Source organism: Christensenella massiliensis (assembly GCF_040409835.1).
Taxonomy (GTDB): domain Bacteria; phylum Bacillota; class Clostridia; order Christensenellales; family Christensenellaceae; genus Christensenella; species Christensenella massiliensis.
Map to the genome: position 1 here is coordinate 2,192,118 of NZ_CP117826.1, position 12,481 is coordinate 2,204,598.

Here is a 12,481-nt window from a genome sequence, read left to right on the forward strand (position 1 = left end):
CGAAAAATTATTTTTAAGAATTTGCATTTGTAAGGCGCGGAAGTCTTGCGTTTCCACTTTGTTTGTATTAGAATAGATATGCTAACGATGGGATATGCATGTGAAAACACATGGTCGTATAAAATTTTAAGAGGGATTTGTTGGAGGTAGAAAATGCAACTTTCCGAAAAAGCACTTGCAATTTCGCCGTCGCTGACCTTGAAAATCACGGCAATGGCGAAGGATATGAAGGCGCGCGGGCTCGATGTAGTCGGCTTCGGCGCCGGAGAACCGGATTTCGATACGCCGCAGCACATCAAAGACGCTGCCGTAGAGGCGATTCGTATCGGCATGACGAAATACACGCCGGCGTCGGGTACGCTCGAACTGAAAAAGGCAGTGTGCGCAAACCTGAAAAAGAATCACGACCTTTCCTATGGGCCGGATCAGATCGTCATCTCCAACGGCGCAAAGCATTCGCTGTTCAACGCGTTCCAGGCAATCGTAAACCCGGGCGACGAGGTGCTTATCATATCGCCCTATTGGCTGACCTATCCGGAGCTGGTCAAAATGGCGGGCGGCATCCCTGTTTTCGTAGAAGCGAAAGAAAGCAATAATTTTGAACCGCTTGCGGAGGACATCGAGGCGGCCGTGACAGAGCGGACCAAGGCGATCATCGTCAACAATCCGTCTAATCCGTGCGGCTGCATGTATTCGCAGAAAACGCTTGAGAATATCGCAGAGATCGCAAAAAGGCATGATTTCTTCATTGTTTCCGACGAAATCTATGGCGAGCTCGTATATGACGGGAAAAAGCATCTTTCCATTGCGAATCTTTCGGATGACGCATATACGCGCACGATTTTGGTAAACGGGCTTTCCAAGACCTATGCCATGACAGGCTGGCGTATCGGCTATACGGCAAGCACGGCGGAGATCGCAAAGGTCATGGGGAGCTATCAGAGCCATGCGACCTCGAATCCCTGTTCCGTCGCACAGTTCGCTGGTGTGGAAGCGCTTACCGGTCCGCAGGACGAGATCGAAAAGATGCGCGAGGAATTCAACGAACGCCGCAAGCTGATGGTAAAGCTCGTCAATGAGATAGACGGGGTCTCCTGCGTCACGCCAATGGGGGCGTTCTATGTCATGATGAATATCTCCAAGCTCAAAGGACGCAGACTGGATGGAGAAGAGATCAAAGGCTCGGTCGATTTCGCGGAAAAGCTTTTGGAGAAAAAACTGACGGCGGTGATACCGGGGGCAGCCTTCGGCGCGGATGACTTTGTACGGCTGTCCTACGCCATCTCGCGTGAAAACATTGAAAAAGGGATCGGACGCATCGCGGAATTTGTGAAGATGCTCGGCTGATCAGATGGAGGAAGCTATGGCTTCGGCAAACGAAAGATACGGCAGGACGAACCTGCTGCAGGAAAACGATTACAATTATACGCTGCAGGATGTGGAACAGGCGAATCTGTTCGAGGATATGTTTGATTATGACCAGATCCCGAAGATCACCTTTAACCACAGAACGGTGCCCATGCATTTCCCGGACGAAATATGGATCACAGATACCACGTTCCGAGACGGCCAGCAGGCGCGTATCCCCTTTTCGGTCAAGGAGGTCGTAGACCTCTATAAGCTCCTGCATAAACTCTCAGGACCGAAAGGCATCATCCGGCAGAGTGAATTTTTTGTCTATACGGAAAAGGACCGCAGGGCGCTTGAGGAATGTATGGCGCTCGGCTACGAGTTCCCGGAGATCACAACGTGGATCCGCGCGAATAAAAAGGATTTTGCTCTTGCGAAAGATATGGGCATTCGGGAAACGGGTATCCTCGTATCCTGCTCGGACTACCATATTTTCAATAAGATGGGAATGACGCGCGGGCAGGCGCTCGATAAATATCTCGGCGTCGTAAAGGACGCTCTCGATATGGGTATCGTTCCCCGCTGTCATTTTGAAGATATCACCCGCGCCGATTTTTACGGCTTTGTCGTTCCGTTTGCGCGCGAATTGATGAAGCTGCGTGAGGAGAGCGGGATACCGATCAAGATACGCATGTGCGATACGCTTGGTTATGGTGTGACCTATCCGGGCGCATCCCTGCCGCGGAGCGTGCAGGGCATCGTTTATGGGCTGCGGTTCTATGCGAACGTTCCGTCAAGATTGCTGGAATGGCACGGGCACAACGATTTCTATAAAGTCGTATGCAATGCGGCAACGGCATGGCTGTATGGCGCGTCTTCTGTCAACTGCTCTATGCTGGGCATCGGAGAGCGCACGGGAAATTGCCCGATCGAAGCGATGGCGATCGAATATGTGCAGCTCAAAGGAACGCAGGACGGTATGGACCTGCGCGCCATCACGGAGATTGCAGATTACTTTGAAAAGGAGCTGAAATATGACATCAATCCGCGGACGCCGTTCGTAGGCCGGAACTTCAATTCCACCCGCGCGGGTATCCATGCGGATGGACTTCTGAAGGACGAGCAAATCTATAACATATTCAATACGGAAAAGATATTGGGGCGCCCGGTCACGGTCGTGATCGGGGAGCATTCCGGCCTCGCAGGCATCGCGCACTGGGTCAATGCGCATTTTAAACTTGAGGGTGCGCAGAAGATCGATAAAAAATCCGGCCTCGTCCAGAAAATAAAAGACGAAGTAGACCGCCAATACGCAGAAGGGCGAACGACGTCGTTTGGCGACAACGAGCTCGAAATGATCATACGCGACGCGGATTATATGAAATATGCCGCGCTGTGCGCGCATGTGGCGAATATCGGGGATGCGCCCGGGCAGAAGTAGAAGTGAGCGGACAAAACAGGAAAAGGCAGCGGAAAGGGCCGCTGCTTTTTTTGCGGAAAGGAAAAACATTGCAAAGCCTGAAATTTATGATACAATAACCCTGTAATTCTTTATATCTTTTCCATTTGAAATTGGAACGATCAGGCTCTGCGGACTTAGCGGCGCGGCGCCAAAGCTTGGGAGGAGCAGAGTATTATGGACGGAGGAAAGAACGAGACGGACAGGCTGGAACGTATAGAAGCTCTGCTGGAACAGCAGGTCGAGATAGGGCGAAAAACGCTGCATTCTTCCCGGATCCATACGGTCCTTTTGATTTTGTTCGCGGTGCTCCTTGCCATCGGGATAGGTGTAGTCGGCGCTACGCTTTCACAGGCGGCAGCAGGGCTTCCGGCGGCGCTGGAGTCGATATCGGGGCTTGCGGATACCGCTGCGGTAGAGATCGGGCGGCTGGACGAGTTTGACATCGCCGCGCTCAATGAAGTGGTAGAAGGACTCGCCTCCATACGGTTCGATGTGCTCAATGAAAGCATTCAGGCGCTTACAGATATCATCAAGCCGTTTGCAGGTTTTATGGGCGCCTTTTCATAAAAACGGAAAAAACGGCGTTTCTTTCGGGGACGCCGTTTTTAATCATCAAAAATCCGATGGATTTTTTTCAGCGGGCTGAGAACTGCAGGCGGTACGAAACCGCTTGATTGCCAGCGTTTTATTATTGGTATCCAGCTTCTGATAAATGTTCTGGACATGCCGTTTTACTGTGTTGGGGGAAATACAAAGGGAATCCGCGATCTCTTTTTGGCTTTTTCCGGCCTCCATCAGAATGATGACCTCGATCTCCCGCGGAGAGAGTATAGAGGTGCTGCCGGTGTCCGTATTTTTTTCGCATAGCTGGAGGACCTTTTTCATAAACGTTTTATCTGCTTCCAAAAGCTTGCTTTTGAGCATGGGAAGAATGAATTCGGCATTTTCTGCAAACGGCATGACGACGCCGTCCTGCTGTGCGATGTCAAAAGCTTTCTGAAGTGTTTTGGCTCCCTCGAACATTCCGTAAATATGGTATTTTGCGACCGCACTGTGAATATAGTTGTGGATGTAGCCGAGCTGATTGTGAAATGCGGCAAAATATTCCTCGAATGCTTCTGTCATGACCTCCAGTTTGATATAATCCTCGGAAAGCAGAATGGATTTTCCGTAGATGATATAATTGAACGCAGAGCCCTGATATTGAGAGGTATACACGGTCATATCGCCTTGACGAAGCCATTTTGGGATGGCCTCGAGCCGTCCCATACATGCGTTGATATATCCGCGGCAGTTATCCAGCGTATTGAGCACGATCGTATCCCGTTCGGCATGCGCCATTTCATCGATATGGTCTAAAACCTGCCAAAGCTCTCCGGTCCGGTTTTGATATAAGTACAGCCGGGCGAGCGTCATATATGCACCGGCCTCGACGGTCGACTGCTCCCGCATCCTTGCTTTATAAATGGCTTTCTGGGCGGCAAGCTCCACATTTTCAAAGGCGCCGGTCTCAAGCCCGTACTCTGCCCGTGCAAGATTGATGCATCCCATGCCGCATCCTCCGGTCGCCTCGATATGGCTCTTGAAGCCATTCACCAGAATATCTACGGTCTTGCGGTATTCCCCGGGCGTGCGGTAGTAATCGTATGTGAAATGAGGTACGCCGTATGGCAAAACACTTTTCCGGTTGCGTATGATCGTCGTTTTCCCGTTCAGCAGCTGAAGCGCCTTTTTTGTGCAGCTGATGAATTGCTCCGCATCGTTGAACGCGAGCGTGGTAGAGACCATGGCGATTTCGGCGAGGATCTGGTTACGGGAATAGGTTTTGTGCTCATGCTGCATAAAATATGCTTCCATGCGGTTCAGCATCTGTGCGCCGCGGTCCTTATCGATAAAGCAGATGACCAGCCAAATATACCGCAGCGTAGCGATCGGATATTTATATTTCTGCTCGTCGCGGACATTGCTGAACACCTGAAAGATGAGCTTGCGGTCGATCGAATTGATGTTGCGGATATCGGTTTTTTCCAGTTCATCGAGGATCGCCTCATAATTTCCGGCAGCCATCCAGTATTTAAAGGCGAGGGCGTGGTCCTCCTGCATGGAATACCACTCTCCCGCACGCTGCATGAGACTGCGCCTATCGAGGCTGCACCCCTTACGCTCTTCACGCAGGAAATCAAGAAAGATCTGATGGAATCTATAGCGGCCCTCCCTATCGAGAGTGATGAATGCATTGTCCTCGTAAAGCCGTTCAAGTCTTTGCGCAGCGACCGGGTCGTCAAATAAATAAACTGCCTGATCCGCCGTCAGCATATCGAAGAAAGAAAGACGGAACAGGAAATCCTTGATCTCCGGGGGATACCGGTCGAAAAAGGAGGATTTCAGCATCGCGTTGATAGAACGGTAAAATTCAAGATTTTTATTTTGGGAAAGACCAAGCGTCATCAAATAGATGGCGGTGATCCAACCGCCGGCATAGGAACGTATCTTCTGCCTGCTTTCTTCGCTGCCATGAAAGGAAACCATATCGAGATAGCTTTCGAGCTCCTCCTCCGTAAAAGAAAGATCTCCTGTATCGATCGTATGGCAAAATCCCTTTACAATCAGCTCGTCAACTCCGATTGCGGGAACTTTCCGGCTGATGATAACGATGTGAAGCCATGGGATCTGTGCGTATACGAGCCGTTTCATCAGCGCATTGATCTCAGAGTTTTCAATCAGATAATAATCGTCAATAATGACGACAGTCTCGGGCAGGGATGAATTTTGTTCCAATGTGTCGATCATTCTTGAAATTTGGACGCTGTCGCTCGGAAAGCCGCTTTCTCTCAGCGCCTGAGCGAGCCGCGGTGCCTTTGCGCGCACTCCTTTTTCCAATAAGAACCAGAAATATTCGCTTGCCGCGATCTTGACGGATTCCGTCATGGTGAGCCAGATGTGGGGAAGTGTCCGTTCGTCGATGAAAGAACGGACGGCAGTGGTCTTCCCAAAACCCATCGGGGCGGTAACGACTGTCAGAGGATATTGCAGGATATCCTCCAATTTTTCATTCAGCCTGCTGCGGCTCAGTATCCTTGCATGTTCATGTTTCATTTTAACCCTCATTTTTATTAAAGAAAGCCCGATAGAAATGAGCGAATTTAACTTATTCTAACATATCAGACAAAAAGATACAATTTGACTGAAAAGAGAAAAACACGGCGAATGCGGGAGGAACATGTAAAAACCAGCGGAACTCGTCCGCTGGTCTTTCATGGGGATGTAGGATCATTGCCTCCGCACAGGCGGAAGCAAAACTGTATTTCAAATGCTTAAGGTTCCACGCTTCCGGCTTCGGGCGGAAGTCCTTTCTTTTTACGGCGGTGCCAAATGGCCGGCCATACGATGCAGATCGGAATGGCAAGAAGCGGGATCGCGGCATAGCCCAGAATGGAATAGCCCGTACTGACGATATTGGAAAGCCCCAAAAATGAAATAAGGATACATGCGGTAAAATAAATGATACCGGAGATCGTATTTTTTACGATCGGGCTCTTGATACGCGCAGGATAAACGGCCCGCAGGCGCGAAGCGACCGCGTGGAGCTGAGGAACGCCGCTTGAGACGAGCGCGAGCAGCATAACGACCGTATAGACTGTCGGAAGCCACGGAACGTCCGTGAGCAGATGCTGATGGATAATACTGAGGATCGGGATCGTATTCGTTAGGACTTCCGGACAGTAGGGAAGCAGCATCAGGGTCGTGACGATGAATGCGGTGCTGTTCATAACGAAACTTATGATACCGATCGCCGCACAGTCCCTTGTCCGGCTGACCTTTTGTTCTACAGCGCTTAGGGTGAGCGCGTTGCAGCAATTGGAAAGGCCGAGCGCCACTGCGCCGGGAAGCCCGATCCAGAAGCTGTTTTTTTCGGGCGCATACCATGTGGAAATGATGGTCCCCAGCTCCTTGCTGCGTTCGGAAATAATGAGGACAGCCAAAATGACAAGCCCCGCAATCATAACGACAGACATCAGCGAAGAAGCGGAACGCACCAGCCCCGCGCCCCAAAGCACAAGAACGATACAGATCACAGCCATGATAAGTGCGCCGCCGAGTTGAGGAATGCCTAAAAGGTCGTTTAAAAATGTGGAGCTCATAGCGATCACGGCGCTGCCGCCCACGATCATGGCGATGACCATATAAATCTCCAAAACAGGCGTTAGAATTTTAGAGAATTTACCGTATAGCTTTTTGGAGTAGCTGTTGTAATCATATACGCGGAAACGCCGTGCGACATTTGCGCCCATGCCGATCACGACCGCCGCAATGCCCATGGCGATCATAGGGAGAATGATGCCCCACGCGCCGTAAGGAGCGAAATAAACGCTCTCATAGACCCCCGATATCATAGAAGGTCCCACGATCGCGCCAAACCAGACTGCAGAGACCGGAAAAGCGATGCGGAATGCCGATTGTTTTTTCAAGACCCTTACCTCTTTTTCCTGATATTTGTTTTGGGTAAGAAGCAAAACGCAGATGAACTCAGGACTGAAGAAAACCGATCAAATGGTTTTAGCCCCGCTGATATCCGAAGATGTCCGGAAGAGTACATATAACGCTGCTTCAGTCAAAGCAGCAGGATACGGACGGCCCTGTCCGTCCGCACCCTACCGATATCATTTAAGATTCCTGATCCGGTGCCGGAGGCCACGGACGGGCAAAGTGGTCGCAGCATTTGCCGCCGCCGAGCTGTCCGGCCATTACGATCTTGAAATTCTGGACGCGCCATTCGCCGTCGCCCTCCCGAACGACCTCTACCTCATACCGGCCGTAGGTGAAGCAGTCGGGCTTTTTCGGATAATCCTCAAAGGTCTGCCATGCATGCAGATAGCAGTGCATGACCGCGTTATCATTGGTTTTGAACCAAATCTGCTGGTTAGCAATAAGATGCGTACTGGATTTCGTTCCGGGGAGGAGCTTCGAATACAGCTCTGCGATCGCCTTTCTTCCGGTAGGATTCCCAAGAGCCGGGCTGCAGAAAGTTCCCGTTTCCGTAAACATCGCAGCGATCCCTTCCGCATCAAGGTTATCGGTGCAGCGCGTGTAGTTATACATAATGGATTTGATCGCTTCGATATCCTCGAGGCGCTGAATGCGTTCCTCGAGTGTCGTTGCCGGCGCGTCTTTCATCGTATACAGCTTACCGTCCACAACATGTTTCATTTTGTATGTACCCCTCTTTCTCTATTTTATCAGTATGGACCTTGCTACGTGAAATTTGTAACAATCTTGTTTCTATACTAACCGCATTTGCCGCATTTTCCTATCACCCCAAAGTGCTATTCTTTTTATCTTTTAAAATGATACTTTCGGGTGATGGGAACAAAGGGGCGAGTATGCTAAAATAATCACAATCTTCCCGTGGGGGTTCATTTGACACGGGTTTTGAGAGGGTGTCGCTTTGTGAAAATAACATCAAAAGTGACATTCCAAATGTTAGGAAATCAAAAAACAAAGAAAAAGAGGTTGAGAAACGATGTTCAAGTTTGATTTCACAGGAAAAGTCGCATTGGTGACGGGCGGGGCGGAAGGCCTTGGAAAAGAATTCGTACAGACGCTGGCAGAGCAGGGCGCAGACGTTGCTTTCTGCGATGTGCAGGATGAAAAAGGCAAGGCTACGGAAAAAGAGCTTGCGGAAAAAACGGGAAAGAAGATCAAATACTGGCACTGCGACGTCACGGACGAAGAGCAGGTCGCACAGATGGTCTCGGAGGTCGTGGCGGAGTTCGGCAAGATCGATAAGCTGGTCAATAATGCAGGCCGCCTGACGTACGGCCCGATCGAATCCTATTCGAAAGAGCAGTGGATGCAGGTCATCGATACGGACCTCACGGGCCCGTGGCTGGTCAGCAAGGAAGTGGTAAAGCAGTCCATGATGAAAAACGGCGGCGGACGTATCGTGAATATTTCCTCTGTTGCAGGCATGTTCGGCACAGATGCCGGATGCCCAAGCTATCACGCGGCAAAGGGCGGCGTGCTTGGCCTCATCAAGGGACAGGCGGTTGAATATGCGAAATATGGCGTTCTGGTAAATGGTGTTGGCCCGGGAACGTTCCTCAATGGCGGAATGACCTCCCGCTCTAAAGTGGCGTCCAATCCGGATACGCACAAGAAAGGCCGTTGCCCGCTGAAGCGCGCAGGAGATTTCGGCGAACTCAGCGGCGCCGTTATCTATTTCCTTTCGGATGAAAATACGTTTACGACAGGCCAGAACATCATGGTGGACGGCGGACTTACTTCCGCACTGAATTAACTTGAACGATTCCTATAGGGGTCATCAATATTTGGAGGGGTATTTAAAATGAGCTACACGAAGTTATTTGAGAGAGTAAAGATCGGCAACGTCACGATCAACAACCGTATCGCGATGGCGCCGATGGGTTGCAAAACCGATCCGGACGGCGGTTTTGACGACAGAAGCATCGAATATTTCGGACTGCGCGCAAAGGGCGGGGCAGGCCTCATCATCACCGGCCTCAACATGGTGTGCACGGAATATGAAACGCGTGCGGCGAACGTGCTGGAGGGCTTCCATCATGTCAACCGTTTGAGCCTGCTTGTAGATAAGTGCCATCAGTACGGCTCAAAGGTGTTGGTTCAGATCGGACCGGGCCTCGGACGCGTCGGCTATTCCGACCCGGAGAACCCGCCGTATTCGGCGAGTGCGGTCCCATGCAAAAATTTCCCGGACCTCATGTGCAAGCCGTTTGAGAAAGCGCAGATCGAGCACCTCGTAAAGTGCATGGGACGCGGCGCAATGCTTGCCAAAAACGCGGGTGCGGACGGCGTGGAGATCCACGCTTACGGCGGATATATTTTCGACCAGTTCCTGACGCCGATCTGGAACAAGCGTACGGATGAGTACGGCGGAGACCTTAAGGGCAGAATGAAATTCCTGCTCGATTCCATCGAAGAAGTAAAAAAGGTCTGTGGACCGAACTTCCTGTGCGTCGTCAAAATCACAGCGGACCACTGCCTGCCTGAAGTGGAAGGTATGAGAAGACTGGAAGAAGGCGTAGAGATCGCGAAGATACTCGATCAGATGGGCGGCGTAGATGCGATCCACGTAGATACCGGCTGCTATGAACGCTACAATCTGCAGGTCTCCACTGTTTATGAAAAGCCGGGTTTCCAGCTGTATGCGGACAAGGCGGTCAAAGATGCAGTGCATATCCCGGTCATCGGACACGGCAAGCTGAACGATCCGGCGGTCGCGGAAAAAGCCATTGAAGACGGCTGCCTCGACATCGTAGCGCTCGGACATCAGATGCTGGCCGATCCGGAATGGCCTCATAAGGTCATCGAGGGCCGCATCGACGAAATCAAATATTGCTGCGGCTGCAATGAATGTCTGTACGGCGCCGTAAAAGGACGTTTTAAGCCATGTGCGATGAATCCGATCAGCGGGAACGAGATCGACTATCCCGAAGTTCCGGTCGAGGGCGAAAAGACTATGCTCGTGGTAGGCGGCGGCCCGGGCGGAATGGCTGCGGCGATCGAAGCTGCCAATAAGGGCATCAAGGTAGAGCTGTGGGAGAAAGAGGAAGAGCTGGGCGGTAATCTCCGCGCTGCCGGCGGCCCCGATTTCAAGCATGACGTTAAGAAATCAATGGAATACCTGAAGCATGCGCTGTATGAATCAGGTGCGACGGTACGCCTCGGGAAAGAGGGCGAAGCACAGGAGATCATAGACGGCAACTATGACTATGTTGTGATCGCGACGGGTTCCCGTCCGTTTATCCCGCCGATCCCGGGCGTTAAGGAAAGCCCGATCGTCATGACGGCGAACGACGCGCTCACAGGCGCTCCGCTGAAGGGCAGGGTCGTTGTGGTAGGCGCGGGCCTCGTTGGCTGCGAAGCCGCCGTTTATGCGACGGAGAGTGCAGACAAGGTATATGTCGTTGAAATGATGGATGATATCCTTGCGACGGCAGACCACCTCTTCAACTGTGATCAGGCGCTCCGCAGGATGATGGCGGAATGCGGCGCGCAGGTTACCTGCAGCGCGAAAGTAACGAAGATCACCGATAAAGGCCTTGAATATGAAAAAGACGGAAAGACGAACTTTATTGAAGCGGATCACATCGTCATCGCTTCTGGATTCCGTCCGAACAATGCTCTGGAAGATCAGCTCTGGGGCAAGGTAAAAGACGTCCGTATGATCGGCGATGCAGTCGCACCCCGTAAGATCATCACGGCAGTCAGCGAAGGCTACCACTACGCACGTCTTGCGAACTAACGAAACGATTTCATTGGAAGCAGCGGGCCCCGCGGAAAGGGGCCCATGCGTCCTAAAAAAGGGAGGTATCATTTTGGACAGTAGTATCAAGCAAAAAACGAATACCAAATGGCACTGGATGCAGGTCGTTGCGTGCGCAGCGATCATGTTCGGTACTATGGGTCTCATTGCAAACAGCACGAGTATCTTTACGGCCCAGTTTGTGGCGGAGTACGGCTTCACCACCGCACAGTCGCAATTATTCTTTTCGATCCAAAACATTGTGATGGTCGTATTTACCCCGATCGCTCAGATCATCGGCGCAAAAATGAACTACCGCGCGTGCATCAGCATTTCCGTTGTTCTTGCCTGTGTCGGGCTTGCGCTTCTTTCCGTATTGAACACGGTTCCGCTGATTTATATCACCCCCGTGCTCTATGGTATTTCTTACTCGTTCATCTGCTATCTGCTGATTTCTATCGTGATCGCAAACTGGTTCCGGAAAAAGACCGGAACCATGATGGGGATCGCTTCCGCTTTCACAGGAGTGGGCGGTGCGGTATGGAGCGCAGTAGCGGGCCAGCTGCTCGGCAGCATGGGTGTTGCGAGTACGGCGTGGATCATGGCGATCATCGCGCTCGTCATTTCACTGCCTTTCGCGCTGTTCGTGATCCGCAAGGAACCTGCGGATAAGGGGCTTCTGCCTTACGGCTATGAAGGGAACGCAAAAGCGGACGTAAAGATAGACGAATCCCAGAAGTATGGCTTCACGCTGAAGCAGGCAGTCAAATCCCCGATTTTCTGGATCGCTGCTGTCGCGATGTTCCTCGTATATTTCGCTGCGCAGTTCCAGACGATCTTTACCACCTATGCAAAGCAGGGCCTCGGATTCAGTATTGAAGATGCAGCGCTGATGTCCTCCATGATTATGATCGGTCTGATTGTCGGAAAACTGGTTCTTGGCGCGCTGAATGATAAATTCGGCGTAAAAGCGACTTATATCTACGGCATCGTCGTAGGTGTTGTAGCATTCGCACTGTTCCTGACGGCTTCCCAGACTACGCCCGTTCAGGTCTATATCGGAGCTTTCCTGTTCGGCGGATGCTTCGCATTGATGTCTATCGGCACCCCGCTGTTGGTCGACCAGACGATGGGGCCGAAAGAATATGCAAAGATTTTAAGCTGGATACTGACGATCGGCCTGATCGCAAATTCGCTTGCTTCTGCGGTCAACGGCATCATGGCCGATGCGCTCGGCTACAATGCGGTCATGCTGCTCGCGGCAGTCATGCTGGTGGTTGCCCTTGTGCTTACGATGGTCGTCATCATGCTCGGCAAAAAGAAATGGAGCAAAGCAAAAGCCTAAGCCTTTCCATGGTTTATACGATAAAAAAAGTATCCGCCTC

9 protein-coding genes are annotated in these 12,481 nt (G+C 51.4%); 6 read left to right on the forward strand and 3 right to left on the reverse strand.

Annotated elements, in window-relative coordinates; all coding sequences use genetic code 11:
• Positions 1-153 precede the first annotated feature (153 nt).
• The 3 genes from PUP29_RS10745 (at position 154) to PUP29_RS10755 (ending at position 3,379) form a co-directional block, all read left to right on the forward strand.
• Complete coding sequence (locus tag PUP29_RS10745; protein ID WP_079545882.1) at positions 154-1,347, forward strand: pyridoxal phosphate-dependent aminotransferase; 1,194 nt, start codon at positions 154-156, stop codon at positions 1,345-1,347.
• A 16-nt stretch (positions 1,348-1,363) separates the two neighbouring features.
• On the forward strand, positions 1,364-2,791 hold the full coding sequence (locus PUP29_RS10750) for a 2-isopropylmalate synthase (protein ID WP_079545880.1): 1,428 nt from the start codon (positions 1,364-1,366) through the stop codon (positions 2,789-2,791).
• A gap of 195 nt (positions 2,792-2,986) precedes the next feature.
• Positions 2,987-3,379 (forward strand): hypothetical protein, encoded by a 393-nt coding sequence (locus PUP29_RS10755; RefSeq protein ID WP_353423296.1) that lies wholly within the window; start codon positions 2,987-2,989, stop codon positions 3,377-3,379.
• A gap of 45 nt (positions 3,380-3,424) precedes the next feature.
• Here the strand turns inward: PUP29_RS10755 and PUP29_RS10760 are convergent, their stop codons facing one another.
• The 3 genes from PUP29_RS10760 to PUP29_RS10770 all read right to left on the reverse strand — a co-directional run bounded on the left by PUP29_RS10760 (position 3,425) and on the right by PUP29_RS10770 (position 8,020).
• A complete protein-coding gene (locus PUP29_RS10760) occupies positions 3,425-5,908 on the reverse strand; it encodes a LuxR C-terminal-related transcriptional regulator (RefSeq protein ID WP_353423297.1) in 2,484 nt (827 codons plus the stop codon).
• Positions 5,909-6,126: 218 nt separating this feature from the next.
• Positions 6,127-7,281 (reverse strand): YkvI family membrane protein, encoded by a 1,155-nt coding sequence (locus PUP29_RS10765; protein WP_079545874.1) that lies wholly within the window; start codon positions 7,279-7,281, stop codon positions 6,127-6,129.
• A gap of 196 nt (positions 7,282-7,477) precedes the next feature.
• Entirely contained in the window at positions 7,478-8,020 is a 543-nt protein-coding gene (locus tag PUP29_RS10770) for a nuclear transport factor 2 family protein (protein WP_353423299.1), read from the reverse strand.
• Between the two features lie 313 nt (positions 8,021-8,333).
• Between PUP29_RS10770 and PUP29_RS10775 the strand changes: the two genes are divergently transcribed.
• The 3 genes from PUP29_RS10775 (at position 8,334) to PUP29_RS10785 (ending at position 12,441) form a co-directional block, all read left to right on the forward strand.
• Entirely contained in the window at positions 8,334-9,110 is a 777-nt protein-coding gene (locus tag PUP29_RS10775) for an SDR family NAD(P)-dependent oxidoreductase (protein ID WP_353423301.1), read from the forward strand.
• A 48-nt stretch (positions 9,111-9,158) separates the two neighbouring features.
• Positions 9,159-11,096 (forward strand): FAD-dependent oxidoreductase, encoded by a 1,938-nt coding sequence (locus PUP29_RS10780; RefSeq protein WP_079545871.1) that lies wholly within the window; start codon positions 9,159-9,161, stop codon positions 11,094-11,096.
• 73 nt (positions 11,097-11,169) lie between these two features.
• Entirely contained in the window at positions 11,170-12,441 is a 1,272-nt protein-coding gene (locus PUP29_RS10785; RefSeq protein WP_353423303.1) for an MFS transporter, read from the forward strand.
• Positions 12,442-12,481: the final 40 nt, after the last annotated feature.

What these genes read in the sequence shown, in the direction of transcription:
- PUP29_RS10780 (WP_079545871.1), top strand. Translation starts at nt 9,159, where the DNA reads ATGAGCTACACGAAGTTATTTGAGAGAGTAAAGATCGGCAACGTCACG.
- PUP29_RS10770 (WP_353423299.1), bottom strand. Translation starts at nt 8,020, where the DNA reads ATGAAACATGTTGTGGACGGTAAGCTGTATACGATGAAAGACGCGCCG.
- PUP29_RS10760 (WP_353423297.1), bottom strand. Translation starts at nt 5,908, where the DNA reads ATGAAACATGAACATGCAAGGATACTGAGCCGCAGCAGGCTGAATGAA.
- PUP29_RS10755 (WP_353423296.1), top strand. Translation starts at nt 2,987, where the DNA reads ATGGACGGAGGAAAGAACGAGACGGACAGGCTGGAACGTATAGAAGCT.
- PUP29_RS10775 (WP_353423301.1), top strand. Translation starts at nt 8,334, where the DNA reads ATGTTCAAGTTTGATTTCACAGGAAAAGTCGCATTGGTGACGGGCGGG.
- PUP29_RS10745 (WP_079545882.1), top strand. Translation starts at nt 154, where the DNA reads ATGCAACTTTCCGAAAAAGCACTTGCAATTTCGCCGTCGCTGACCTTG.
- PUP29_RS10750 (WP_079545880.1), top strand. Translation starts at nt 1,364, where the DNA reads ATGGCTTCGGCAAACGAAAGATACGGCAGGACGAACCTGCTGCAGGAA.